The organism is Paenibacillus lignilyticus (assembly GCF_017942085.1).
Taxonomy (GTDB): domain Bacteria; phylum Bacillota; class Bacilli; order Paenibacillales; family Paenibacillaceae; genus Paenibacillus_Z; species Paenibacillus_Z lignilyticus.
This window is the reverse complement of record NZ_JAGKSP010000010.1, coordinates 100,355-126,241: the sequence shown is the minus strand read 5'-3', so window position 1 is coordinate 126,241 and position 25,887 is coordinate 100,355. Positions and strand designations below refer to the sequence as shown.

General features: G+C 54.3%; 20 protein-coding genes and 1 riboswitch. Of the genes, 5 read left to right on the top strand and 15 right to left on the bottom strand.

Going from position 1 to position 25,887, the window contains the following annotated elements; translation table 11 throughout:
- Window positions 1–3: 3 nt before the first annotated feature.
- Both I8J30_RS22015 and I8J30_RS22010 read right to left on the bottom strand, forming a co-directional pair.
- Window positions 4–393 (bottom strand): VOC family protein, encoded by a 390-nt coding sequence (locus I8J30_RS22015; protein WP_210661763.1) that lies wholly within the window; start codon window positions 391–393, stop codon window positions 4–6.
- A 43-nt stretch (window positions 394–436) separates the two neighbouring features.
- The gene (locus I8J30_RS22010; RefSeq protein ID WP_210661761.1) at window positions 437–1,609 is read right to left on the bottom strand and encodes a WD40/YVTN/BNR-like repeat-containing protein; all 1,173 of its coding nucleotides are present in this window, start codon (window positions 1,607–1,609) and stop codon (window positions 437–439) included.
- 189 nt (window positions 1,610–1,798) lie between these two features.
- On the opposite strand from I8J30_RS22010, the gene I8J30_RS22005 reads away from it, so the two are divergent.
- Window positions 1,799–2,047, top strand: coding sequence for a hypothetical protein (locus tag I8J30_RS22005; protein WP_210661759.1), 249 nt, complete (start codon window positions 1,799–1,801; stop codon window positions 2,045–2,047).
- A 97-nt stretch (window positions 2,048–2,144) separates the two neighbouring features.
- On the opposite strand, the gene I8J30_RS22000 is transcribed toward I8J30_RS22005, so the two are convergent.
- Window positions 2,145–2,711 (bottom strand): hypothetical protein, encoded by a 567-nt coding sequence (locus tag I8J30_RS22000; RefSeq protein WP_210661898.1) that lies wholly within the window; start codon window positions 2,709–2,711, stop codon window positions 2,145–2,147.
- 562 nt (window positions 2,712–3,273) lie between these two features.
- Between I8J30_RS22000 and I8J30_RS21995 the strand changes: the two genes are divergently transcribed.
- Together I8J30_RS21995 and I8J30_RS21990 are read left to right on the top strand one after the other, a co-directional pair.
- Window positions 3,274–4,344 carry a LacI family DNA-binding transcriptional regulator gene (locus I8J30_RS21995; protein ID WP_210661757.1) on the top strand — a complete coding sequence of 357 codons (1,071 nt, stop codon included), beginning with the start codon at window positions 3,274–3,276 and terminating at the stop codon, window positions 4,342–4,344.
- Window positions 4,345–4,352: 8 nt separating this feature from the next.
- Window positions 4,353–6,722: an alpha-L-rhamnosidase-related protein gene (locus tag I8J30_RS21990; RefSeq protein WP_210661755.1), complete on the top strand. Its 2,370-nt coding sequence runs from the start codon at window positions 4,353–4,355 to the stop codon at window positions 6,720–6,722.
- 510 nt (window positions 6,723–7,232) lie between these two features.
- Here the strand turns inward: I8J30_RS21990 and I8J30_RS21985 are convergent.
- The 11 genes from I8J30_RS21985 to I8J30_RS21935 form a co-directional block, all read right to left on the bottom strand.
- Window positions 7,233–8,111: an ROK family protein gene (locus I8J30_RS21985; RefSeq protein ID WP_210661753.1), complete on the bottom strand. Its 879-nt coding sequence runs from the start codon at window positions 8,109–8,111 to the stop codon at window positions 7,233–7,235.
- A 92-nt stretch (window positions 8,112–8,203) separates the two neighbouring features.
- Window positions 8,204–8,944, bottom strand: a complete 741-nt coding sequence (locus I8J30_RS21980) for an alpha/beta hydrolase family protein (protein ID WP_210661751.1) — start codon at window positions 8,942–8,944, stop codon at window positions 8,204–8,206.
- Entirely contained in the window at window positions 8,937–10,226 is a 1,290-nt protein-coding gene (locus I8J30_RS21975) for a M48 family metallopeptidase (protein ID WP_210661749.1), read from the bottom strand. The genes I8J30_RS21980 and I8J30_RS21975 overlap by 8 nt, the downstream gene beginning before the upstream one ends.
- A gap of 101 nt (window positions 10,227–10,327) precedes the next feature.
- Entirely contained in the window at window positions 10,328–11,413 is a 1,086-nt protein-coding gene (locus tag I8J30_RS21970; RefSeq protein WP_210661747.1) for a glycoside hydrolase family 172 protein, read from the bottom strand.
- 138 nt (window positions 11,414–11,551) lie between these two features.
- A complete protein-coding gene (locus I8J30_RS21965) occupies window positions 11,552–12,904 on the bottom strand; it encodes an ABC transporter substrate-binding protein (RefSeq protein ID WP_210661745.1) in 1,353 nt (450 codons plus the stop codon).
- Window positions 12,905–12,906: 2 nt separating this feature from the next.
- Window positions 12,907–15,192, bottom strand: coding sequence for a bifunctional diguanylate cyclase/phosphodiesterase (locus I8J30_RS21960; protein WP_210661743.1), 2,286 nt, complete (start codon window positions 15,190–15,192; stop codon window positions 12,907–12,909).
- A 200-nt stretch (window positions 15,193–15,392) separates the two neighbouring features.
- Window positions 15,393–15,701 carry a thioredoxin family protein gene (locus tag I8J30_RS21955; protein WP_210661742.1) on the bottom strand — a complete coding sequence of 103 codons (309 nt, stop codon included), beginning with the start codon at window positions 15,699–15,701 and terminating at the stop codon, window positions 15,393–15,395.
- Between the two features lie 45 nt (window positions 15,702–15,746).
- Entirely contained in the window at window positions 15,747–16,406 is a 660-nt protein-coding gene (gene rnhA, locus I8J30_RS21950; RefSeq protein WP_210661740.1) for a ribonuclease H, read from the bottom strand.
- The gene (locus I8J30_RS21945) at window positions 16,407–17,810 is read right to left on the bottom strand and encodes a GGDEF domain-containing protein (RefSeq protein WP_210661738.1); all 1,404 of its coding nucleotides are present in this window, start codon (window positions 17,808–17,810) and stop codon (window positions 16,407–16,409) included. It lies immediately after the preceding gene.
- Window positions 17,811–17,901: 91 nt separating this feature from the next.
- Window positions 17,902–18,369 carry a chemotaxis protein CheD gene (locus I8J30_RS21940; RefSeq protein ID WP_210661736.1) on the bottom strand — a complete coding sequence of 156 codons (468 nt, stop codon included), beginning with the start codon at window positions 18,367–18,369 and terminating at the stop codon, window positions 17,902–17,904.
- A gap of 132 nt (window positions 18,370–18,501) precedes the next feature.
- Window positions 18,502–19,800, bottom strand: a complete 1,299-nt coding sequence (locus tag I8J30_RS21935; RefSeq protein ID WP_210661733.1) for an NCS2 family permease — start codon at window positions 19,798–19,800, stop codon at window positions 18,502–18,504.
- Between the two features lie 87 nt (window positions 19,801–19,887).
- Window positions 19,888–19,987: riboswitch (purine riboswitch) on the bottom strand.
- Window positions 19,988–20,214: 227 nt separating this feature from the next.
- Here I8J30_RS21935 and I8J30_RS21930 point away from each other — a divergent pair.
- Together I8J30_RS21930 and I8J30_RS21925 are read left to right on the top strand one after the other, a co-directional pair.
- On the top strand, window positions 20,215–21,852 hold the full coding sequence (locus I8J30_RS21930) for an SWIM zinc finger family protein (RefSeq protein ID WP_210661731.1): 1,638 nt from the start codon (window positions 20,215–20,217) through the stop codon (window positions 21,850–21,852).
- Window positions 21,849–24,887, top strand: coding sequence for a DEAD/DEAH box helicase (locus tag I8J30_RS21925; RefSeq protein WP_210661729.1), 3,039 nt, complete (start codon window positions 21,849–21,851; stop codon window positions 24,885–24,887). The genes I8J30_RS21930 and I8J30_RS21925 overlap by 4 nt, the downstream gene beginning before the upstream one ends.
- Before the next feature lie 485 nt (window positions 24,888–25,372).
- On the opposite strand, the gene I8J30_RS21920 is transcribed toward I8J30_RS21925, so the two are convergent.
- Window positions 25,373–25,864, bottom strand: a complete 492-nt coding sequence (locus tag I8J30_RS21920) for a hypothetical protein (protein ID WP_210661727.1) — start codon at window positions 25,862–25,864, stop codon at window positions 25,373–25,375.
- Window positions 25,865–25,887: the final 23 nt, after the last annotated feature.

The window sequence follows — 25,887 nt, the reverse complement described above, 5'->3', positions numbered from 1 at the left end:
TACTTAAGAATCATGCCGTGCGGCATTGAGCTCAATCACATTATGATCGGGGTCGAGCAGGAAGATCTGAGAGAAACCCGTGATGCTGTTGCGGTTGTGACGATGCGGAATGCCGCATTGGTCCAGCCACCGGATCGTTTCGTCGAAGTCGGCCACGCGAATGGCAAAATGGCCATCTCGCGTATCAATACCGCCGGTGCGCTTCGTCTCGCCTTCATGCACGAGCAGATGCAGCTGCTGACCGCCGCTGCCAACGGCATACCAAGCCCCTTCAAAATCGAACGCCGGCCGCTGGATCTCCCGCAAACCGATCACATCCCGATAAAACGCCTTCGCCCGCTCGATGTCTGTTACGATCAAGCTAACGTGATGAACGCCCTCGTGGTGAATCATCGCGCTCGTTCACCGCCTTTTTTTACCACCATTATACCATCATCTAACGGGGCTCCGGCAGCGAAAATCGTTTCAACCATGTCTTCCCGCCATCGGTCGTCCGGTAAACGCCGGACTTCGAAAGGCTCGTTACCGCCAGGTAACCGGTTGACGGGGAGATGAACGAGAGCTTCGCTTCATACCCGGGCACGGCTATCGGCAAATTGCTCCATGTCCGGTCATCGAGCGATCGGCCGAATTGCAGCGTATCCAGCGCTCCGCTTCCGGCTACCAGGAATGCCGCATTGCGCCCGATTACCGCCATATCCGTCGGCCTTCCCGCCGGTCCGTTAAGCGTGCCCGCAGGGGCTACCGCTCCGGGCGCCGGTCCGCCTCCCGCAGTAGGATGCGAAATCACTTGTTTCCAGTGAGCGCCTGCATCCGTGGTATGAAACAGCGAGTAGGACGTCTGCGACATCCCGGAATCGCCATACAGCATCACCCAGATATCCGAGCTGTCCGTGCCATAGATGGCTCCGCCATAGTTAACGGCCGCTTTTACCTTGAGCGAATCGGTCCAGTGGCGACCGCCGTCAGTCGTCCGTTTCACCTCATACCCGCCGGCAGCCAGCACGGTAATGACCCAGCCTTTATCCTCCGTTATGAAATGCACATAGCGGGAGTTCGGAGGTGTCGTCACCTTCGTCCATGTCCTGCCGCCATTCGCAGTCTTGAACGTGAACGCGCGCGTAAATCCATAACCCACTTGCTCATTCAGAAAATCAATCCGTTCAAAACCATACTGCCCTGTCGGCACCCACGTATAGCCGGAACCGCCGTTTGTCGTTTTCAGCAGCGTATTCTGCTTCGTAGCGCTTGTCTTCGCCAGCACATAGCCGACCGAGTTGGTCAAGAACTCCATCTGGCTGAAGCTCAGCTTGCCCGTGTTATAGATCGCTTGCCAGTGGCAGCCGCCGTCCGATGTGCCGATCATGAAGCCGTTCCCGGCAGCACGTCCGGTAGTGGCGCCTAAGAACTGAATCGCCTGGATATGCGGAGCGTCCGTATCCGTCATCGTCTGTAAATCCAGTCCGTGATCATCGGTTCTGCAGGCTGCCGAAGCTTCCGGTTCCGGCGCAGCCGCCTGTGCAGAAGCGTTGTAGCGAGCCGGCATCAATAAAGATGTCCCCAGCAGCACCGCCATCGCCAGCATCGCCAATCTTTTTCCTCTTTTCATCGACATCACCTCATAGGCTTGATTACCCAACATTGCCAATTCTATATCTCTTCTTCCTCTGACGAGCGATCGACGCGGCCGGTTGCAGGACATTGGACCAAAATCTAACACTGCTTTTACAATTCTCACATCTTCCTCTAATCATTCGTTGCTATACTGGGCTCAAATAAGCCACAAAGGAGCTGCACCATGTCCACGTCTTTGAATGCCGGCATCATCTATACTACAAGGTTGAGCGAAAGCGATACGATGACCAACAAACTGATCTACCAAGTGAAACAAAATCAGCTGTCGGAGCGCGAGCTGAACAAGCTTCAAGCCCGCTGCAGCAAAGAACTGAGCGATCTGCGCAACGAACTGAACGTCTTGCTTCAAGAGCTTCGCGTCATCGCGGACCGCAATGCGGACAAGCCCCTTTCCCCTTCGAAAGCTGCCTAATCCTCTAACAATCAGCCCCACCTGCAACCGAACCCCGGCTAAATCGAAAAAAAGCCCTCGATCACTTTATCAAGTGCCGGGGCTAGTTTGCATGTTGTTATTCGCCTGCGACGTTCCAGCGATGGCGATACTGCTCCAGCTTGGGATGCAGCGCTTGGGAAGGTTTGGAGGCCAGCAGCAATCTTAATTTGACGATCCATTCCTCGAAAGAAGAGTAAGAGGCGAACAAATTTGCCGTCTCCGGCGTGACATACAAGAAGTAGGGCGATGGGTAGGACTCTGCCAGATGACGCAGCGCCGCCTCGATCGGCGTATATTTCTTCCGCTTGCCTTCCAGCCCCTCTACGATTATCGTTAGCCCGCCGATTCCGTTTCCGTTGCCGCCGGCTTCATGCCCGGCTTCAAGCTCCCGCTTCCAATCATGCAGCCGATCCAATCTTTTGTAATAAGGAAGTACCGTTTCCTTCGTCATTCGCCTGATGGTCTCTTCATGCAGGGGATACAGCACCAGCTTGGCAAAACGAAGCTTCACCGCCGTTTCCACCATAAAAGCAAGACTCTCGTTCGACATGCGCTGGAAGGAATCGTACACGATCATGGTTCCTTTTAGCTGCTCTTTAGGCGGCTCATAGCCATATGGAACGGTTTGCGCGATTCGGTTCAACTCCATCTCCTCCTCCCAAGGTACTCTTTACCAGTATGCAGTACTGAGTATACCCTGGCAATTATGAAATCATGTCGCGCTTGCGAGGTGTAAAACGTTTTAATTGAGCGTCTCGCGCCAGCCAACCCTCCCACCATACGCCAAAAGCCGACTTATGATTCGATGCAGCTAATAGGCCGCTCACTCTAACGAATCGCAGCGGCCTTATTTGCCCGAAAATAGCCTTTTTCTAATTCTAACGAATCGTGGGGGTCTTATTTCGGGAAAATAGAGCGAAAAAGGCTTCTTAACACGAAATAAGGCTTGTAGGATTCGTTAGATTTTCAAACTCGCTCATTGGGTTGAAATAAGACCTCTATGATTCGTTAGAGCGGACTATTGAAGTTGCGAAGAGCGAACTTAGGCGGTTGGGAGTGGGGGAGGACAGCGCTTGCCCTCTGCAACTATCGCTAGCTATGCCACTGCGAGAAATGGGCGACGTTTATAACAAATTCCATATATTGACGCTCTCAGATCGGTGTGCTACGTTACCCCTATAAAACGTTTTTAGAGGGTGCGAGCGATGAAAAAATCAGACCGCAGCGTCACGATCAAAGATATTGCGCGAGAAGCCGGCGTATCGATTTCCACCGTTTCTTTCGCCTTTAACGGGACCGCCCCTGTCGCACCCGAAACGAAGGAACGCATCTTCGAGGTCATCAAACGGCTGAACTATCAGCCGAACTCGGCCGCCCGCGGCCTTGTCACGCGCAGGACGAACAATATTTGCTTATTTACCCCTCAGCCTGCTTCCGGCTTCTTCTCCTTTGCGGGCAACAGCGTGTTTACCCATCTGCTGCAAGGCATCGGCGAGATCCTGGATCAGAAGGATTACAATCTGCTTATCTCGTGGGATAATCTCGGCCATAAAGCCAAGACACCGAAGCTCATCAAGCTGATGCGCGAGCGTGCCATGGACGGGCTGCTCATCTGCCTGCCCAGCCACGACTCCTCGGTTATTGAGGAGCTGCTCGAGCATCGTTTTCCCGTCGTCATCATTGGCAGCAATGGACTGAAGAACCAGGTCAACTCCGTCGACGTCGATAATTACGATATCGCCTTTCGCAACGTGCAGCATATGCTAGCGCTCGGGCATACGCGAATCGCCTTCATCAGCCCGGGTCCCCTCGAGTATCTCGTATGCGAGGATCGGCTGGAAGGCTATCGCGATGCACTCGAAGAGGCCGGAATTCGGTACCGCGACGAGTACCTGTTTATCGGTGACGAGCATGAAGGAAGCGGCTACCGCGCCACGGATGCTTTTCTAAGCTTGAAGGAGCCGCCGACTGCCATCGTATCCGGTCGGGACACTCAAGCCGTCGGGGTATGCGAGTATGCCAAGGCGCACGGGCTCTCCATCCCCGATGATCTGGCGCTCATCAGCTTCGAGAATTCCGAGCTCGCCGAGAAATATGGCATTTCATCGGTGACGACAGACCTGTACGAGATCGGCAAGGAAGGCGCAAGGCTTCTCTATAAATTGCTCACCCGCAAGAAAGAACGCAGCGCTCAGAACATCGTCATCCCCTCGGAACTCATCATTAGGTCCAGCTGTGGCGGCGCGAACCAGAATATAAACCATTCCCGGAGGTAGGAAACGTTATGTTTCAATATGCACGGCCCATTTGGCCCGAAGGGCTAGAGAAAGAAATGAATATTGCCGGCGGCTTCAGAGCTTCGTTTCAAGGGACTGCTCCCGGGGCTGAACGCCGGATTGTGAGAGTGACGGCTTCCTGCCGATATCGCGTTTATGTGAATGGACATTTCTGCGGGCATGGCCCGGCGGCAGGACCGCATGGCTATTACCGCGTCGATGAATGGGAGCTCTCATCGCATGTTGTGCGGGAAGGCACGAACATCGTCGTCATTGAAGCAGCCGGCTACAATGTGAACAGTTTCTATACGCTTGACCAGCCTTCTTTTGTCCAGGCAGAAGTTGAGATTGATGGCGTTGTCGCAGCAGCAACAGGCGATCCGGCGCGAGGCTTCGACGTGTTCGTGCTTCCGGAACGCGTGCAGAAGGTGCAGCGGTACAGCTTCCAGCGTGCTTTTATCGAAGCGTATCGGTTGAATGCGCATGTTCATGAGTGGCGCACGAATGCACAATCGCTCCCCGCTTCCCCATCGGCTTGGAGTGCCGTGGAAGAGAAACGGCTTCTGCCGCGGCGGGTAAGTTATTCGGACTTTGCGGTCAAAGCTCCGGCTGCAATTGCTGCCTCCGGAACGGTTGCGAAACGCTCAAATGCCGGTACCCCTTGGCGGGACCGCGCGTTGACCGGAATTGGCCCGTTGTTCAAAGGTTTCGAGCTTGGCGAGCTTGCGCTCCTGCCTACCGATGAGCTGGGCGAGTTGGTGACGAGCATGCGGAGCGAAATCGCAGCAGAGGCGTATGAAGGAAAACCGCTTGCGTTTGGCGCACACGAAACAGCGATTTTTGCTTTTGACCGCAATCTATCCGGGTTTATCGGCATTCAATTCTCTTGTGCGCGTGCCTCGCGCATTGCGATTACATTCGATGAGATTCTCACGGAGGGGGATGTCGACCATCTGCGGCTGGAATGCTCGAATGTCATCTATCTGACTTGCGAGCCCGGCGCTTATGCGTTTGAATCGATTGAACCGTATACGCTGAAATATATGAAAATCATCGTTCTTGAAGGTGACTGCCTTCTCTCCGGCTGCTCCTTGCGGGAATACGCGAATCCGGATGCGGATCGTGCTGCGTTCGGCAGCTCCGATGAGGCGCTGGGTAAGATCTTTGAAGCCGCGCGCGAGTCGTTCCGCCAGAATGCCGTTGATCTCTTCATGGACTGCCCTTCGCGTGAACGTGCGGGCTGGTTGTGCGACAGCTTCTTCACCGCTCGCGTGGAAGCCGATTTGACCGGACAGTCCGTCATTGAGCACAACTTCCTTGAAAATTTCGCGCTGCCGGAGCACTTCGCTCATCTTCCGGAGGGCATGCTGCCCATGTGCTATCCCGCGGACCATAACAGCGGCGAGTTCATTCCGAACTGGGCGCTGTGGTTCATTATCCAGCTGGAGGAATACCGCTTCCGCGGCGGAGATGAATCGCTAATCCGTTCGCTGCAGCCGAGAGTGGATGCGCTGCTGCGTTATTTTGAAGGCTTCCATAATGAGTTTGGGCTGCTGGAGAACTTGGAGAGCTGGGTGTTCATCGAATGGTCGAAGGCAAACAGCTTTGTCAGCGGCATTAATTTCCCTTCCAACATGCTCTATGCCGGGGCTTTAGAAGCGGCAGGAAGATTATATACGAACTCGGACTATCTCGCGCAAGGCGCTGCACTCAAACAAGTCATCCGAGAATTCTCGTTCGACGGGGAGTTCTTCATTGACCAAGCGATTGAGAATGCGGACGGCGAAATCGAAATGACCGACAACCGCACCGAAGTGTGCCAATACTACGCAGCCTTTTTCGGGATCGCGGATCCTGAAGAACAGCGCGAGTGGTACGCGAGTCTTGTTCACGATTTCAGCCCGAGCCGCGGCGCGGATGAGCCGACAATCGCGGATATCAGCGAGATTCATCCTGCCAATGCGTTTATCGGTTATTATTTGCGCATGGAGCTGTTATCGCAGCTAGGTGCCACCACACAGCTGCTGGAGGAGATTAAGGCGTTCTTCGGCCGCATGGCGGAGCAAACCGGGACGCTCTGGGAGCATAACCGGACGACGGCCAGCTGCAACCACGGCTTCGCCTCCCATGTCGTACGCAGTCTGTACCGCGATGCGCTTGGCATCGAGTCGCTCGATCTGAAGCAGAACAAGCTGTCGGTCGCCTTCACGGACACGTCGCTGCAATGGTGCAGCGGAAAGCTGCCGACGCCGGAAGGGCTTGTTGAACTGGAATGGCGCATCGAGGACGGCGAGCTTCGTTATCGCATCACGGCACCGCCTCAGCTTACGATTGAAGTCCGCAATTTCAGCGGGAAACCGCTTGTCCGCGAGGAGTAGGAGGAACGAGTATGCCGCACTATGAGCAGCATTCGAGCCGTCCCCCGGCAAAGCGATGAAGGGCTGGATTCAGGTCCCGCCGGACCACGCCGATCAGTGGGAAGAGCTCTCCGGCACCGCGCTGCGCTATGTGCGCTCGCTGACCGAGCAGCAGCCATGAGCCCTAAGCAAGCTGCACGCCGCAAGCCCATCCCACGCTCAAGTTGGCCAAGCGGCAGCTATATAAAATACTGCCTTTTGTGCAACATTTCTTGGGATAAGTGGGTCCCGTGGAGGAAATGCTGCGTTTTTTACAACATTTTCGCCTCATACAGCCTCCTGCGCGCCAATCTGCACTGAGATGTTGCTATTCGTGCAACATTTGGTCGTTTTTATCCTTGGGAGAAGCGAAATGTTGCATTTCATGCAGCATTTCCACTAGAAGCCACTTGTGCTAAGAGGCGTCACTCTTCCACACAAAACAAAAGCTGCTCCAAAAGTCGTCTAAACCACTTTTGGAGCAGCTTTATTTTATTTCGCGCCCAGCGCACGCAGGCCAAGCGCCAACGCGCCGCTCAAGCCGGCATTGTCGCCAAGGCCCGGTGGCACGATGTACTCGTCGATGCCGCCAAGTAAGGCTTCCGCGCTGACGTAACCGTTCAGGTTCTTGCGTACCTCTTCTCGGATCAGCGGGAAGAGATGCTCCTGGTGCATAACGCCGCCGCCCAGAATAACGCGCTTCGGCGACATGAGCAGGACCGCGCTCGACACGGCCTGTCCGATATAGAAAGCCTCCATCGCCCAAGCCGGGTGCTCCGGCGCAAGCTCGCTGCCCTTCACTTTCCATCGGCCCTCAAGCGCGGGACCCGCGGCCATCCCTTCCAAGCAATCGCCATGATACGGGCAGAAGCCTTCGTACGTATCCGCCGGATGACGACGCGTGAGCACATGTCCGCCTTCCGGATGAACCAAACCGTGCACGAGCTTGCCTTCCGCATAGACGCCGACACCGACGCCGGTACCGATCGTGTAATAAAGGCAGCTGTCCAGTCCCGCAGCCGCGCCCCAAGTGGCTTCACCCAGTGCAGCTGCGTTTACATCGGTATCCCAGCCAAACGGAACGTCGAACACTTTGCGCAGCTCCGGCAGGAACGGATAGTTGCCCCAGCCCGGCTTCGGCGTTGTCGTCACATAGCCGTATAACGGGCTGGCCGGATCAATGTTAATCGGGCCGAACGAGCCGATCCCGATTGCTTCTACTTCTTTCTCGCGGAAATACGCGATTACGTTCGCCAGCGTCTTCTCCGGCTGTTCGGTCGGGAAGCTTACCCGATCCAGAATTTCGCCTTTCTCATTACCGATCCCGCAAACAAATTTCGTGCCGCCGGCTTCCACCGCTCCAATAAGCATGATCCCCAGTTCCTCCCAGTCGTTGTATCACCATAATTAGTTTGTCTATTATGCAAAATAGCAAAATTACCAAAGAACAGCAAGACTTTGTTCTAGATCATTCCGCTAAGCCAGCCCCATACCGCCTGAAGCGTCAGCCACTGGTTCGACAAGCCCATCCGATTCGTATACGGGGCGTGCTCTCGAAAGTAATCCGCATGTTTACCGATAATCGGAACGCCGCATGCTCCGGCCGGCCCATGCTTACCCGGCTGCCATACCGGCAGGAAGCCGCGCTGCCCGCGAGCCCAACCGCCGAAGGAGCCCAGCCGGCTGATCGTATCCACCGCTCGATCGCTGGCCGACTCCGACTCCGCGGTGGCGTGAACAAACAGCACCGACTGCCGCAGCTCTTCGGCAATGCGGCATCTCGGCGAGCCAATCATCACAACCGGGCTCGGCGCACCGCCCTCCTGCTCAAGCAGAAGCTTCGCCGCTTGCACGGCGGCAACGCCGCCGCCGCTGTGGCCGATCAGAATCGTCCGGCCACCATGCTGCCCGCGGCGAAGTCGGCCGGCCTGAATGTCGGCGACGACTCGCCTCCCGCCGATAGAGCGCGAAGCCCTCCGAGGGCTAAGCCGCATATCACGCCCGATCTCCCAGAGCTGGGGAATAACGTTACGGCTCCAATCCCCATACGGGAAGAGCAGCTGTGAAGCACCTACCTCGTAGCCTTCTCGAGTCAGTATAGCATGCAGCGCCGCGCGAAAGCTCTCCATGAATTGCGGCGCAGTCGCCAGACCGCTAAGCAAATAAAGCGAGATCTCTCCTTTTGCAACAGGAGGATTACTCATGCGTGCCTTCCCCTTTATGCTCGCGTTCGAATTTCATAGCCGCGGCAATCCGCTCCAGGTCGCTCGGATGCGTATCCCGGAACCAGTGCACCAGCAGCGGCGGGTTAATATCGCTCAGCGTAATAACCGCGGTCTTCTGCTGCATCGAGACCGATCCGTCCGCGCTGCCGAGCAAATCCATCGCATACGCATCGGCTGCGGATTCCGCCCCCCGCGACACGAAATTGCTAATCGGCAGCGAAGCGAAGGACAACACCGCGATAATCAGCAGCAAGAGCGGCAATGCCGTCATATCGGAGCGGCTGCGAATGCCGAAACGCTCCCCGTAACGGCGAATGCTCCATGTATATACCCAGCCGCCCACTACGATAACCACAAGCGACGAACCGACGGCACCGAGCGCGCTCCACTCCAAGTGGTGCATCACATAGTGGCCCATCTCATGCGCCATAATGAGCAGAATCTCCTGCTCGGTCAGCTGCTTGAGCGTCGTGTCCCAGAGTACGATCCGCAGCGAGGAGCCGATTCCGGTCACATACGCGTTTATCGCGTTTGTCTTGGTGGACATATCCGCCTCATATACGCGATCAGCCGGGATATCTGCTTTGGCAGCGAGCTCCAGTATCCGTTTCTCCAGCTGCGGATCAGACAGCTCGGTAAAATGGTTGTACAGCGGATCAATGACGACCGGCTGCACGTACATCATAAACACCGTGAACGGCACCGAGATCAGCCACAGCTTCAGCCACCATCTGCCCTTGCGGGAGAGAATCCAGAACGCAACCGCAGAGACGGCAAGCAGCGTCGCATAGCCGACGCCGAAAGCAACCAGCTTATCCCGGATCCACCCCGGCACGGGCTGCGTCGTAATGCCGTACGACTTCGACAAGCTGTAGCCCAGCACGCGAAGCGGCAAATAAAGCAGAAACGAAGCCGCGTCAACAAGCAGCACGAAGAGCGGAAAACGCACAATAAGCGGCAGCCCGCGGCGCTCCAGTGCATCCCGCCAATACCGAGCAAGACCGCCGAAGAGCAGAAACAAATAAATGAGCCATTCCCATGGTCCGCTGATGAAGAAAATCCAATTGCGCATCGCGTTTAACACTGCGCTGTCTTTCAATTGTTCCGCGCTGAAGAATGTCGCCGGATCGCCAGCGGTTCCGACATAGGCAGCCGGTACATTATTCGGCGATGTAAACCAGACATATACAGCCATCAAGACCGCATAGACAGCTGTTAGTGCGATCCATTTCCATAACCCGGCGAACTTACGCGAAGGCATAGGGGTACCACCTGCTTTTCCAATGTTTAGGTTGTCATTATCATAGCACAGAAAAGAAGCCGACTCATCTTGAGCCGGCTTCAACCTAAGCTACGCATCAATTAGATAACTTCCCGCTCATCATTACCCGGCAAAGTCGGGAACGGCGCATGCGGTTCCGCTTGATACCAGAAGGTCGTCGAAGCGATATCGCTTTGCTGAGGCAGGTAGCGGCCGCCGGATCGCCAGCCCAGATCTTGAATCGTCACGCGCAGCTCGGATTCGAAGCGAATTGGATCCTGCACATGCCAGCGGTACATTCCGAAACGCTGTTGGCTGCGATACAGACCATCCGGCTTAATGACTTGGTGCATCCCGAGGAACGGCGTGGAGTACACGCCATATTGGCCCTGCGGATGCTCCCAGTTCCAAGCGCCGCCGAAATAATCTTCCGTACCGGTTCCGCAGATCGTCGGGTACTCGCTGTCCCCGTCCATGAAGAACTTGATTTCGCCTTCGCCCCACCAGCCGGTGTTGTTGACTTGCCAAGCGAGGTAAGTGCCTACATAATGGCCTTTACCTTTAACGCCGTCAATTAGGGTATGAACATCCTTGTAAGCGACCGGATTGCTTCTTCTCCATTGCGCATGGAAATACGCCATATCCTCCGGCACTTCCGTAAGGGTGTAGTCGATTTGATAGTATAGGACAGCTTTGTCCGATTTCGACGTGTTCTCCATCGTGAGCCGTGCCGATCCGCGGAAAGGCATTTGCCAGTAGCTGTTCATGCCGCCGGCCGGATTAACCGCAACAGGGAACGAATTCACGTTGCAGCGCTCTTGCCAGCCATTGCAGAAGAAATCGCCGACAGGCACTTCCACGGAAGGTGTTTCTTCATTGTCCCAATAAATGCGGAAGATCAAGTTGCGCCATGAACCTGGATGGCAGGTCAGCCAAATATGTTGAATCGCGCCGGGTCCGGCAATTTCGCCCATCGTTAACGTTTCTCCTGCCGCGATCTCCACCGATGGAGACACTTTCCAGCCTACACCCAAGTCACGTGCGCAGTTTGCACCTGTACCTTCAGCGGCCATGCCGCCCTTACCCGGCTCACCCGTAAAGTTTTCCGGGCTGATCGATCTTGTTACGGCATTCGACAGTCTTGCTAAGTTTCCAATTCCCAAATCCAAACCATTAAAGTTATACAAGTCGCTGTACACTCCCTACGTTAGAATGAAAACGGTTTACTGTTGTAACATGGCACCTATGCTACTCCCGCTTGGGACAAACTGTCAACGTTTTTTTGTAAAAAAAAGCAAGTCCACCCAATGGCAGACCTGCTGTTATTAACGATGCATGAGTGCCTTCTGTTCTTTCCAAAAGGCGTCCCACGCCTTCAGTGTTTCCTTCACCGTTGCTTCCCCGAGGAGCATCCGCTGTTCCGCTTTGGTGGATCGTTTCTCCCATTCCAAGTAGCTTGGGTACTGGATCGGCAGCCGATAGTACATATATGTATCGGGATCATTGGTCATTTCGATTAAAGGCTGATAAGGACCGGTCATAAAAAAAGGATCAACAGCGGCAGTCGTATGAATCGGCACCAATCCGTACCGTTTGCCGAAGGAGATGTTTCGCTCCGGGCTCGACAGATATGCAATCAGCTTCCACGCTTCTTCCTTGTGCAGCGATTGTGCGGGAATTCCCCAGCCTGCCGCTCCGACTGTAATTAATGCTTTCCCGCTCGGACCTGCGGGCATCGGGGCCGTAGCCCAAGTGCCCGGCGCCATCTTGGCCTGAAGCGTCTGGATGACATCCGAATCTTGAAGCAGCATCGCCGTCTGACCCGAGGTGAATGCATTAACCTGCTCTTCAAAACCAAAATACAAGGATTCCTCCGGCGAGGCATTCTTATAGAGCAAGGCAAACAACGATAATGCTTGCTCCGCTTCCGGCGACGAATACGCACTCGCGCCGTCCTTGCGGAAGGCGCCGTCATCCTGATCCATCTGATCGCCGTTGTACGTCCGGATCATCGTATCAAAGATGGAATTGGCTCCCTTCGCGCCGCGGAAGGAGAATCCGTAACGGTTCTTGCTGCGATCGGTTAGCTTCACGGCCGTCTCATACAGCTCCTGCCACGTTGTCGGCGGCGTCAGCTCCCGACTGTCGAACCAATCCTTGCGGTAGTAGAGCTGCCGTTCATACAAGCCATTGGCCAGAAAATACATCTGTCCCTCCACGCTGCCCACATTCAGCGGAATATCCGCCACGGTCGAGAAATCCTTCCAATTCGCCGCGTACGTATCCAAGGGATCGATATACTGTTTACTCACATAATCTGCAATGTTAACATCCCGTACCTCGATCACGTCCAGATCTTGTTTGGCAGCGAGCATCGTTCGAATCGTCTCGTCCGCTTGGTCGAATGGCGGCGAGATCAGTTCCACATGAATCAGCGGATTCTCCGCCTCGAACGCCGCAAGTTGTTCTTTCAGAATGCCCGTTCGCTGCGGGTTCGTCAAACTCTCCATCATCTTAAGGGTTACCTTCTCCGATGGCGTATTCGCTTGCACCGGCTCGATCAGGAGAACGGCATCTTTCGAATTCGAATTGTTCTTGACGCTGCAGCCTGCGGCCACGGTCAACATCATGAATGCGAAAACAAACGGACGCAGCTTTCTAGTAGGATGTACTCCCATAGCTATGGCCTCCTGCCTGCATAACTGACATTTTCGACTAGACGACTCGCGCAATCTTCCGGCGAGAGAGGGCGGCTGAATATGTATCCCTGAACATCATCGCAATTCAATTCGCTAAGCAGCTTCACTTGCTCCATCGTCTCGACGCCTTCGGCAGTTACGCTCAAATTCAAGCTGTGCGACATGACGATAATGGCTCCGACAATCGCGCGTTCCTTCGGGTTCTCGATCATGTCGTCCAAGAAGGACTTGTCCACCTTGAGTCGGTGAATGGGGAAGTTCTTCAAATAACTGAGTGAAGAGTAGCCTGTTCCAAAATCATCGATGGATATTTTGACGCCCAGCTCGGACAGCCCTTGCAGCGTAAGAATGACCTTCTCGACATCCTGCATCGCAATGGATTCCGTAATTTCAAGCTCCAGATACTGTGCCTCAAGCCCCGTCCGCTTCAAAACACACGATACCGTTTCAATAATGCCGTTGCTCTGGAATTGATGAATGGATAAATTGACGGAAACCTGTACCGCGGGCAATCCGGCATCCTGCCATGCCTTATTCTGCTTGCAGGCTGTATATAGAATCCATTCACCGATCGGGATGATCAGGCGGGAATCCTCGGCAATCGGGATGAATTCAGCCGGTGAAATGAGCCCATGCTCATGATGCCTCCACCTGACCAACGCCTCGACGCCGGCGATTCGCCCGGTTGCGAGCTCAAATTGCGGCTGATACATCAGCAGCAGCTGCTCCCGCTCCAGCGCCTTGCGCAAATCCCGCTCCAGCGACAGGTTGCCGTACGATTTCTTATCCATCGCCGCATCGTAATACCTGTGGCTGCTGCGCCCGCTTTCCTTGACGCTGTACATCGCCATATCCGCATTCTTGATGAGCGACTGTCCGTCCTCGCCATGCAGCGGATAAATACTAACGCCGATGCTGGCGGAAACGAACAATTCTTTATCCTGATAATAGATAGGCTGCTGGATAAGCGCTGAGATTTCATAAATAACCGCTTCCACTTCGTCATACTCGCCGATTTGGGGCATCAGCACCAGAAACTCATCTCCGCCAAATCGCGCAATGGTAAAGGCTTTATCGAGCTGCCGCTTCAGCTTGCCCGAAATATCGACAAGCAGCTTATCGCCTGCACCATGTCCGAACGTATCGTTAATAATCTTGAGCCGGTCTAAATCGATAAACATTACGGCAAAACGCTGCCCATGCTGCTTGGCAACGCCGATCTCCTTCTCCAAGAGCTCGTTAAACAGCTTGCGATTCGCTAAGTCCGTCAAATGGTCATGATAGGCCATGTAGCGGATTCTGGCATCACTTCGCCTGCGCTGGTACAAATAATTGAGCAAATACGTCACGATCGCGATGGTAATCACGCTTGCGAGCGTTGTATTGCGAATTTTACTTGTATCCTTCACCAGCTCCGAGACCGGAATGACCGCCTCTACCTTCCAATACGCGACGGACAGCTTGCCTGCGACAATGAGCTGCTTGGCACCGTTCACCTTGACCGTAGCGGTATCGATCGTCGACAAGGAGGCATCTTTGTCGATATTGGCCAGGTTCAGAGAAGGAATCGAGTAAACCTCTCCTTCAGTTGCACCATGAGCCGGGCTTAGCAGACGATTGCTGCCATCCAGCAGTACAATCTCGCCGCCGTCGCCAAGCTGTCTCTCGGAGAGCGTATCGTTCAGTATATGAGTACTGATTTCGACCATAAGCAGATATCGCTGTCCGGAACTCAGCGTCAAACTGCGGCTGATCGCAAACGATGACAAACCGGACATGTAGCCCGCACTCTTCGTTTCATGCCATGCTGTCCTGCCTCCGGCCAAAGCTTGTTTATACCAGTCTGTATGTGTGTAATCGATGCTGGGTACATCAGGAGGATTCGTCGTAATGGCTTTCAGTTTGGAATCCTGGGGCAAGAGGTGAACGGCCGTAATTTCGCCTTTGCTGAAGAAACGGACCGCAATGGTTGTTTTGATGGCATTCGCAGCGGTGTAGCGGTCCAACTGGTCGCTGCTGTCGCTGCTGTACTCGGCCAAATTGCTTAAGATCACGTTGTCCGTAATAAAGTTATAGGTCAGGTCCTCGTAACTCCGTAACATCAGGTTCAATTTATCGACAGACTGCATCACCATCTGCTGCGTCGAGAGCGTCATCTTCTCTTTCAGAATGGACTTGGACTGCGAGTAAGAGAAGAAGCTGATTCCGGCGACCAGCAAGGTAGAGCATAGTAATATAAACAGAAAGGGCTTGAAATTCGCCTTCAACAAACCCCGCCTCCTCAATCAGCTTCTAGTATGATAGTAAAGCGGTATTTTCGACAAATTCCACCAAAAATCGTGCTTTCGGACTAATCTGATACTAATGTACCACACAGTCGTTAGTAAAGTTATTTAGTAACTGTTAGATTTCTATTTTTTCTCAAAAAAAAATGAAAAAAACGTCCCTTTCTATAAAGAAAGGAACGTTATTTAAGCAGTCGATACAGGTCATCGACAGACCTCATTGCGTATTCGAAACGGACCGGTTCTCCGCCCTCCAGAAGGACTAGACAAGGCACGCTTGTAATTCGCCATCCGTCTCGCAGAGTCGGTGTGAAATTGATATTCATCGTCCGAATCGGCGTTGTGCTGCCGGCCGCTGCTGCGATTTCGAGCATGCGCAGCCCCAGCTTGCATGTCCCGCAGAGCGGCGTGAAGAAGTAGATCGCTTCCCGCTCCTTCTCCGCTTTGGATTCTCCCAGCCATTCCTGTTCGGTAATCTCTTGAAAAGCCATATGCGTACTCCGTTCATCTACCTGTATTCAGCGTAGAACGGACGCTTATTTACGCCCGTAATCCGCTTTAATTTCGCCCCACTGCTTCGTCTGCCACTTCAGCACTTTATTCGAATACGTATTGGTTTGCAGCCACTTGATGGCCCGGTCTACCATGCCCCATATTTCTGCCGTTGACGCATCCCTGACAAGCGTAGAGGATACTTCCTTCTGCCTCACCCATTTGAGTGCATTCATCGAATCGCTGTATACCGTCTTATTGCTGCCAAGCTTCTTCAAATAAGCCAGTCCATGCACAATGGCGAGAAACTCTCCGAGATTGTTCGTGCCTTTGGATATCGGGCCTACGGCGAAGATCACTTCGCCCGTTTGCGTATCCACGCCTTTATATTCCACGGGTCCGGGATTGCCGTTCGTCCCTACGTCTACGGAGATGCTGTTGTAATCGATCTCTTCGCTTCCCGCTTCCGCTGCGGCGCTCTTCCGTTTAAAGCTCTGCCCGGAGCTGCTTCCGGCGCTTCCGCTGCCTTGTCCCCAGTGCTTCTTCCAGCCGCCTTGATAGGCTTCGTCGGCCGCAGCCCTTGTTTCATAGGACTTGAATTTCGCATCGTCAAACCCGCTTGTTTGAGCCTGGCACTCACTCCAATTGCTGTATACGCCCGGCTTTCTCCCTACCCAAACGACATAAAACTTCTGCTTCGCCACCTACACACCTTCTTTAACCATAGATTCACTGCCATAGATCTTCATTTGATTCCGCCCCTGCTGCTTCGCTTCATAGAGAGCCGTGTCCGCATGGCGAACGAGCACCTCTTTATCTGCCCAGGCTGTCGGCGTTATTGCTGCCACGCCTACACTAATCGTAACCGAGCTGCTGACGCGAGAAGCACGGTGCGGAATCGCCAGCTTCATCATGCTGTCGCCCAGCATGCCGCCGATCGCCGCCGCATCTTCCAGGCTCGTCTCCGGCAGCAGGATAATAAATTCCTCTCCGCCATAACGCGCGACCACACCGCCGTTCGCCAGCGGTAAACGGTTCAGTACACCGGCCACCTGCCGCAAGCAGGTATCTCCTTCTTGATGCCCGTAGCTATCATTATACGCTTTAAAATAGTCAATGTCGCAAAGGATAACCGACAACGGAAGCGCCCCATGAACGGCCAGCTCCCATTCTTTATCGAACATATCGTCAAAAAACCTGCGGTTGGCGATGCCCGTCAATCCGTCGACATGGGCCAGCTGAGAGAGCAGCTTATTCGATTCCTGCAATTGCTGTTTCTCCAGCTTACGCTGCGTAATGTCCCGGAAAATAACCATAACGGCAGACTCGCCGTTATATTGCATCCAGGATGCTGTCACTTCGACATCAAACGGCTGCCCATCCAAGCGCAAATAGACGCTCTCGAAAGGCCGCAGGACATCCCTTCTCTCGAGCACTTGCTGGACATGCTTGCTTGCCCTTGTCAAATAATCCGGATGCACGATCGTCCCAAGCGGACGCTCCATTAGCTTCTCGAGACTGCCGTCACCCAGATATTGTATGGCCTTCTGATTGGCCAGTACAAGCTTGCCGTTCCCGATCACCATAATCGCATCCGGAGACAAATCCACTAAGCGGCGATAGCGGTCTTCGCTCTCTTGCATGTCCTTCTCTGCTTTCTTCCGCTCGGTAATGTCGCTGCCAACGATGATGACTTCCACCGTTTGGCCATCTTTCTTAATAGGCATGACACTGTTCAGATAGGTATATCCTTTTAGCTCGGATTCATATTGAAACTGTTCGCCTGCCCATGCCCGGTCATATATGCTTCTAATATAAGCGTGCATACTCTCCGGGAAGATATCCTCCATCGTCTTGCCGATGTCCGCTTGCGTCAGCCCGAGCCTATAGAACAGTTGACCGTCAGCCATCGTGTAGCAATACCGGCCGTCAATCTTCTTAATTTTGAACGTAATCCCCTGCTGCTCTCGCAGCAAAGCCGCATATTCCAACTGAAGCGCTTTGAGCTGCGCTCCTGCTCTGCGCATCCGAACGTAATAGAAGCGGCCCCATAAGAGAGCCGCTGCAATTGTACTTATAATTGTGGTCGTACCGGTCCAAGTCGTCATGTCTGCGCACCTGCTTGATAGGTTATCAGTCATCATTCGACAACAATGGTGAATTTCCTCTAGGTGTAATGTCGGTGATTGTGTACTCTTCTTACGAACTGAGAGGTAACGTTGAGAGTTTAATCTCGCCTGTCTTGACACTCATCATTAGCGTACGGCTTACATGACCGCCGACTTCTGCCTTAATTGGCTCTATATTCATACGCTGCAGCATGAGCTGCACTTGCTCCAAGTTGCGGCTTCCAATCCGGAAGTAATCCCGCTTCTTCGGCTGTGCGCCTCCGAACAGCTGGATAATCAGGTTGTCCTTGCGGCAGCCAAACTGCTCCACCATCTTGCGAATAAGTAATGGAACGCCCGTTGTGGCAAAATGGCCCGGCCGTTTGACCTCGTCCTTCGCGGAAAGCGGCTGCGGAAGCACGATATGAATTAAGCCCGCTACTTTCTTAACCGGGCAGTAAGCTGTAACCGCCACGCAGGTGGACAGGGAGAAGGTTGTGATAGTCTCTACTTGGTTGCCTGAACAAACCCATTCTCCCAATCCAACGACTCTATTCATGCTGACTGACTCCTATCCCCTGTGGCGGTTACATTTGTTTGCTGCTTTGTCAGTATAGCAAGAAAATGTTAGGTTTTTTCTAGAATACAAGTGGTATCCCACAAAAGTTTCACTCATACTTTCCAAACTTTTTTAATGATTGAAAAATGCGAGTTGGATGAAGAACAGCACCGCAAACAAATAGAAAATCGGGTGCACGTCCTTGCGCTTGCCGCGCACCAGCTTCAGAATCGGATAGACGATAAAGCCAACGCCGATGCCTGTCGCAATGCTGTACGTTAGCGGCATAAGGACGACGATGAGAAATGCGGGGAACGCTTCCTCGATGTCATTCCATTCGATTTTGCGCAGCACGTTCAGCATTAAGAAACCAACGATAATCAGCGCGGGCGCCGTAATGGCCGGAATGCCGGCGAGCACGGATACAACCGGCGAGAAGAATAAGGTGACTGCCAGAAGGATGCTAACGACTACAGCCGTAAGGCCCGTTCTGCCGCCGATCGCAACACCTGCACTGGATTCGATATAAGCAGAAGTCGGACTCGTTCCAAGCAGCGCGCCGACCGTTGTACCGGCGGCATCAGCCAGCAAGGCTCCTTGGGAGCGGGGGAATTTATTATCTTTCAACAGATTGGCCTGCTCGGCTACACCCAGCATGGTGCCTGTCGTATCAAACAACGTGATCAGCAGGAAGGTGAAGATGACCGAATAGAGCCCTTTCGTAAACACACTGCCAATATCCAGCTGGAAGGCTGTTGCAGACAGTCCGCTCGGCATCGAAACAATGGCATCGGGGAAGTGCATCTGTCCGGTTATCAACGCAATGATGGCTGTAATGATCATGCCTATAAACAGAAACCCGCGTACGCGGTAAGCCATTAGAATAAGAGAAATAACAAGGCCAACTATAGTAAGCAGCGTCATCGGTGCAGAGAGATCGCCTAGTGTCAGCAGCGTTGCCGGAGAGTCTACGATGATTTTTGCATTTTGCAAGCCGATGAATGTAATGAACAAGCCGATTCCCGCCGTGATGGCATGCTTCAGACTTGTAGGAATCGCATCCAGCAGCGCGTAACGGAACGAAGTCAGCGACAGCAGCACGAACAGAACGCCCGCGACAAACACAGCTCCCAGCGCCACCTGCCACGATATCCCGCTTCCCCCTACAACACTGAAGGCAAAATAAGCATTTAACCCCATACCCGGCGCAATGACGATCGGATAATTCGAGAATACGCCCATAATTAACGTCGCGACGATACTGGCCAGCACCGTAGCGATGAATACGCCATGGAAATCCATGCCCGCTTCGCTCAGAATACCCGGGTTTACGATGACGATATAAACCATCGTCAGAAAAGTGGTGATCCCCGCCATGACTTCCGTTGACACGGTAGTTCCGCGTTCTTGCAGCTTAAATAGTTTGTCCATGTCTTGCAGCGCCTCCTGTAAACCTTGTTGACCTAGCTTCCCCCAAATAAAAAAAACCTAACCTGCAAGCATAGGGAGGGTCATAGATACACGTACCCCTATGCTCGTAGTTAGGATTCTTTGGCTCCTTGTAGAAACCCCCAAACCATATTGTTGAGGATATACGAACGATTAAATAATGTTTAATTGGGTAAATCCTTTATTAGGTTAATGCTATTAGTCGGCGCTGTCAATGAAAATATGTGATTTCCGATGGTTATAAGCGAACTATTTATCCGATTGTTTGTGGATTGTTCGGGTTTTTGAATGTGGCTATTTCTTTTCAAGGAATATAGCCTCTGTTCGCCTTTGTGTGAATCGAAACCTGATATAATAGAATGCAGTTTATGAATTTACGTGCAGGAGACGCCAATTATGACGATGAAACTCCCTTTCTCCATCGATGACGCCGCTTGGACCGCGCTCGTCGCGCAGGTGGGTACCCATTTCGACGACCTCACGATCAAACGAGGCTTTCAATATTATAAGCAGGACCGGGTTCATACCGCCATCATGACTGAACCTACCGTAGTAGAAGCCGCAGTGGACGGCTCAGAGATGTACGATGTTGTTCTGAATCTCCAAAATGTCCGGGACAGCGAATGCTCTTGTCCCGTTAAATCGCGCGGCTGTAAGCATGTGATTGCCGTGCTGCTCTATTACGCGGCTATGCAAGGGCGTTCCGTACATGCCATTGTGAATGCTCGCTCAGCAGCGGTTGCGAGTGCGAACGCCTCGGCTAAGGGGACTAAAGTTATCGGTAAGGCCGCTGTGGCAGCTCGCCCCGCAGCGCTTAGTGCGGATGAGCTCACCGCGCTGAGCATTGCCGAGTGGCACTCGCGGTTCGGCAGGACGTTAGGCCCTTTCAACAACAGCCCCCGCTTCTTGCAGGAAGCGAAGGAAATGCTTACGGGCATCCACAACATGAAGCCGCATCTTACCCTGGTGCCGGAGCAGCTGTTTAACCTGCATGCTTATTTGTTTGTACTGGAGAAGCTGGTGAAGCCGGCCCAGGAGGATTGGCGCCATTCCGGTCATTTCATGGGGTATCATACGCAGCTTGCGATGGATGAGCTGCTCGAAGCGGCGCTGCGCTGCCTCGCTGAACCGCTGCCGATTGGCCCGGCGTCTGACTATTGGCCGCGCGTGAATGAAACGCTGGCTTATTTGCGGGCGCATATGCTGAGGGAAGACCGCAGCTTGAACTGTTTTGCCAAGCTGTATCAGGTGTTCTGGATGAAGTGGATCCGGCCGAATCTGGATGGCGGCATCGAGCTGGTGGAAGAGGAATTGCGCGAGCTGCAGCAGGCCGAGGATGTGCATGGGCAGCATCTGTCCCGCGTGCCTTGGATGCTGGCGCAATGTTTGCTGTTCTTCGAGCTGCACCGGGACGAGGATGCTTGGGCGCTGCTCAGAGCAGAAGGCAAACGAGCCTCCCTGCAGCCGGGTCAAGTGGATCCGTTATTAGAAGCGCTCGTACAGGCCGAGGCATGGCCAAGGCTCGTGAGCTGGCTGGAGCAGGTCGGTCCGATGCTAAGCCGTTATCGCAGCGATGACTTCAACTCCTATGGCGGCTATTGGGAGACTGCGCTGACGCATGTTCAAGATGCAGAGCCGCGGATGTGGGCGACTCTTGGCGCGATGCTCCCCTATTCCCGCCATCTCTACGAGGATGCACTGCTGTCCTACGGTAGATGGCAGCAATGGATGGATTTTCAAATCAGCTCGGGTAAAGAGCCGCTTGAGTTTAAGGTTGGCGTATTGAAGCCCATCGAGAAAGATGCGCCTGAGCTGCTGCTTCCTTTCTACCATCAAGCTGTTGAACGCTATGTTCTGCTGAAGAACAGAGACAGCTATAAGGCTGCCGTGAAACTGTTGAAACGTCTGAATAAGCTCTATAAGAAAACCAAGCAGGACGCGCGCTGGGACGTCTTCATTAGCGCGTTCACCGCTCGCCACAGCCGCCTTCGCGCGCTGCAAGAAGAGCTTCGGAAGGGAGGATTGCTGTCATGAGCGCATACACGGAGACCCTTTCAATTCAAGTCAGCTTGACTTCGCATGGCGATGCGCTCATTCACGGTACGGTACCCAGCTTCCTTGTGACCGGCGTCTATGTGAAGCATCGGTTATTCGCGTGGCACGAACCCTCCTTCTACGGAACGGAGCTGGAAATCGAGAAGGTCCGGGACATGGAGCTTGTCGTGCTCCCTTCGGAGCATGTCATTCCTTTCTTCGGCGAACGCCGGCTGCTGGAGCACATGGAGTGGACTTGGGAGAATGACGCGGCAACGCTGGTAGCGCTGGCCCCTATTCTCGCTGCGTGTTTGACGGAGCGAAAATTCGTGCCGAGCTTCGACGCTTATCGGAGCGGCAAGCTGCAGTGGATCTGGGACGAGGCGCAGCTGGATGCCGAGGCGGTTGGATTGCTTCGGCAGCATGGACTGCTGGCCGAAGCCGATCAAGGTGCGGGTGGAGAAAGCGAGGATGATGCTTTCTTCGCCGGCTTGCGCGCCGCGTTCTCGGCGGCCGTCTTCGCGCGTTATTATGGAACGGAAGAAACCGCGGCCGATCTGCGCCGCGACTTCCCGATGCTCTTCGCGAAGGATCGTGCATCGGCCGTCGCCGGCATGGATGCGCAAGCCTGGCTGGTCGCGGCCGGCTGGAAGGCCGATACATCGCCGTTCCGGCCCTTGCTGCAGCTGCTTGAGCCCGAAGAAGGCGAAGAAGACTGGCAGCTTGCGCTCGTGCTGCAAGATAAACGCGAGCCTTCGCTTCTTGTCCCGCTGCGGCTGACAAGGGACGGCTCGGCACTGGGGTCGTGGCCGACATCGTGGTCGCCGCATGTGCGCGAGCGTTCGTCCGCTTGGCTGACGCATCTGCAGGCAAGCTTGCCTGCGGAGCGGCTTGCCGGCGGCGATGACGATGTCTTAAACTGCCCGCTGACCGATGATGCCGCATGGCAGTTCTTGACCGAGGGCAGCCAGCGGCTTCTCGCGGCGGGCTGGCAAGTGCTGCTTCCCGCCTGGTGGGAAGCAGCCAGCCGCAAGAAGCCGCGACTGCGGGCGAAGGTTCGCCCCGGCGCCGGCGGCGATCGAACCAGCGGCGGCGGTTCGCTGTTCGGGCTTGATTCGCTCGTTGATTTCGACTGGCGGATTGCGATCGGGGATACCGATCTGACCGAGGAAGAATTCGCGGAGCTGGTTGCCCGCGGCGAACGTCTCGTCCGCTTCCGGGGCCGCTGGGTCCCGCTGGACCCCGTGCTGCTCGCACAAATTCGCAAGGCGATGGCAAGTGTGGATCGCAGCAGCGGATTGTCTTTCCAAGATATTATGCAGCTGCATTTGCTTGGGAACGGCGCGGAGAGTCGCTCGGATGGTGGTTCAGCGGATGGCAATGGCGGTGCCGACGGCGAGGCAGATAATCCAGGCCGTATTCAGCTTGAGGTAGAGCTCAATGAGCATCTGACCAAGCTCATGGCGCAGCTCACGCAGCAGACGGAATGGCCTTCAGTCCCGGTGCCTGCTGATTTGCAGGCGGAGCTGCGCAGCTATCAGCGGGATGGTTTTGCCTGGCTTGCCTTCCTGCGCCGCTTCGGACTCGGGGCTTGCCTCGCAGACGATATGGGACTTGGCAAAACCGTTCAGTTCATCACCTACCTTCTGCATGTGAAGGAGCTGGCTGAACTTAGCGGTGACGGTAAGGGTAGCGAAACGTTGCCGATGCCGTCCCTGCTTATTTGTCCGACCTCCGTGCTCGGCAACTGGCAGAAGGAGCTCAAGCGTTTCGCTCCCTCGCTGCGCATCATGCTTCATTACGGAAGCAGGCGGCAGAGCGGTGAAGCTTTCCTCGCGGAGGCGAAGGAAGCGGATCTTGTGCTCACCTCGTTTGCGACTGCGGCGCTGGATCAAGACACGATCAGCGGGTTGCACTGGTCCGCCATCTGCCTGGACGAGGCGCAGAACATTAAGAACGCCGGAACCAAACAATCCGTGGCCGTCCGCAGCTTCCCTGCCCGGCACCGCATTGCGCTGACCGGTACTCCCATTGAGAATCGCCTGTCCGAGCTATGGTCGATCTATGATTTTATCAATCCGGGTTATCTCGGCAGCTCGCGCGCCTTCAATGAACAGTTCAGCCAAGCCATTGAGAAGGCGCGCGATGAGGAACGCACGCAGGATTTGCAGAAGCTGGTCAAGCCGTTCATGCTTCGCCGGAAGAAGAAGGATCCTGCGATTCAGCTCGATCTCCCGGACAAGAATGAGATGAAAACCTACATCAATCTCACCGCGGAGCAAGGCGCGCTCTATGATCAAACCGTTAATCAGCTGATGGAGAAGATGCAGTCGCTGGAGGGCATCGAGCGCAAAGGTGCCATACTTGCCGCGCTTACCCAGCTCAAGCAGCTGTGTGATCATCCGATGCTGCTCACGAAGGAGCCGATTCCGGAGCCGGATGAAGATGGATTGCTGGCAACGGAGCCGTTAATCGGCCGCTCGGCTAAGCTGGAGCGGTTGCTGGCGATGGTGAGGGAGCTGCGCGAGGAAGGCGAACGCTGTTTGATTTTCACGCAGTATATTGGAATGGGGCAAATGCTGCAGCAGGTGCTGGGGCAGGAGTTGCAGGAGCCGGTGCTCTATCTGCACGGCGGAACGTCCAAGACGGGCCGCGACCGGATGATCGAGCAGTTCCAGTCGCAGTCGCTCCCGGCTGCGGAACAGCCGAATGTGTTCGTGCTGTCCATCAAAGCAGGAGGTGTCGGGCTGAATTTGACGGCGGCGAACCATGTGTTCCATTTTGACAGGTGGTGGAATCCCGCCGTGGAGAACCAGGCCACCGACCGGGCTTACCGGATGGGCCAGACGCGCGATGTGCAGGTGCATAAGTTCATCTCGCTCGGCACGCTGGAGGAACGCATCGACGAAATGCTGGAGAGCAAGCAGCAGCTGAGCGACAACGTCATCACCAGCTCCGAGGGCTGGATCACCGAGCTGTCTACCGATGCCCTGAAGGACCTGTTCACCCTGCGTCGCGATTGGATGGTCGGGTAGCCGGTTCGCGATAATAAGCTTTCTCAAAATTGCCGCAGGAGGCGGCTTTTGAGAAAGCTTTTTTGTCGTTTGCGCGAATGTGTCCGCGGCGATGTGCGATGCCTTCATACCATACCGGACTACCCCCTCGGTGAATTTCGCGTTTCAAAAAATCTAACGAATCGTAGAAGCCTTATTTACGGTAAATTAGCGCCTAAATGATTCTAACGAATCGTAGGAGCCTTATTTGGGGAAATTGGAGCGATATTGGGCAGTAATCCCCCAAATAAGCCCTCTAGGATTCGTTAGAGTGAAATGCTGCTGATGTACTGTTGCTATGGCATCGTCGAATGGCTAGTTAGAGTGAAGTTGCTGCTGATGTAGAGTAGAAATTGCTTCGTCGATCGGCTAAATACAGACTAATATTGCTCAGTGTGCTACCTTCCCCTTCCCAAGCTATACGCTGCAAACAACAAAGGCGACCCATCCGGGTCGCCTTCTTCGCTCTATATCACTTCAACGGCGAAATAATACTCTGCCTGCCCTTGGTCCAGGAACCATTCGCAGTGGATGTGATACAGGTATACCCCTTTCGCGGTGGGTACGTAGTATGAGTCGCCGTTATAATCCTTGTTTGTATTCGTCAGCGTGAACTCTTTAATCCCCTGCGGCGGGACTTGCTCGATTAATGCACCGCTTTTGACGAAGACGGGTTCCACTTCCGGAATGGAGGCATCCGCGCTTGTGCAGGTCGCTGAATCCCCGGCGGATGAGCCGCACCACGAGTAGGCGCTCAATTTTACAGGTATCGCTTCCCCATCGATCACAATCTTCGGCAATGGAGGTTTATCCCCTTTGATCCATCTTGAAGCGATCGCTTCTTGGACTATAACCTCCGCTGCCTTGTTCTGTTTCGAGCCCAGAAGGAATCCTTCATAGAATGCACACCCCAGCGCAATCAGCGCAATCAAAATCATACTGGCCCTAGTTCTATTCAATCGAGCTCCCCCTTCATCTCAAC

Bases quoted from the DNA above. Each gene is read 5' to 3' on its own strand.
- I8J30_RS22015 (WP_210661763.1), bottom strand. From the start codon at position 393: ATGATTCACCACGAGGGCGTTCATCACGTTAGCTTGATCGTAACAGAC.
- I8J30_RS22010 (WP_210661761.1), bottom strand. From the start codon at position 1,609: ATGAAAAGAGGAAAAAGATTGGCGATGCTGGCGATGGCGGTGCTGCTG.
- I8J30_RS22005 (WP_210661759.1), top strand. From the start codon at position 1,799: ATGTCCACGTCTTTGAATGCCGGCATCATCTATACTACAAGGTTGAGC.
- I8J30_RS21995 (WP_210661757.1), top strand. From the start codon at position 3,274: ATGAAAAAATCAGACCGCAGCGTCACGATCAAAGATATTGCGCGAGAA.
- I8J30_RS21990 (WP_210661755.1), top strand. From the start codon at position 4,353: ATGTTTCAATATGCACGGCCCATTTGGCCCGAAGGGCTAGAGAAAGAA.
- I8J30_RS21985 (WP_210661753.1), bottom strand. From the start codon at position 8,111: ATGCTTATTGGAGCGGTGGAAGCCGGCGGCACGAAATTTGTTTGCGGG.
- I8J30_RS21980 (WP_210661751.1), bottom strand. From the start codon at position 8,944: ATGAGTAATCCTCCTGTTGCAAAAGGAGAGATCTCGCTTTATTTGCTT.
- I8J30_RS21975 (WP_210661749.1), bottom strand. From the start codon at position 10,226: ATGCCTTCGCGTAAGTTCGCCGGGTTATGGAAATGGATCGCACTAACA.
- I8J30_RS21965 (WP_210661745.1), bottom strand. From the start codon at position 12,904: ATGGGAGTACATCCTACTAGAAAGCTGCGTCCGTTTGTTTTCGCATTC.
- I8J30_RS21955 (WP_210661742.1), bottom strand. From the start codon at position 15,701: ATGGCTTTTCAAGAGATTACCGAACAGGAATGGCTGGGAGAATCCAAA.
- I8J30_RS21945 (WP_210661738.1), bottom strand. From the start codon at position 17,810: ATGACGACTTGGACCGGTACGACCACAATTATAAGTACAATTGCAGCG.
- I8J30_RS21940 (WP_210661736.1), bottom strand. From the start codon at position 18,369: ATGAATAGAGTCGTTGGATTGGGAGAATGGGTTTGTTCAGGCAACCAA.
- I8J30_RS21935 (WP_210661733.1), bottom strand. From the start codon at position 19,800: ATGGACAAACTATTTAAGCTGCAAGAACGCGGAACTACCGTGTCAACG.
- I8J30_RS21930 (WP_210661731.1), top strand. From the start codon at position 20,215: ATGACGATGAAACTCCCTTTCTCCATCGATGACGCCGCTTGGACCGCG.
- I8J30_RS21925 (WP_210661729.1), top strand. From the start codon at position 21,849: ATGAGCGCATACACGGAGACCCTTTCAATTCAAGTCAGCTTGACTTCG.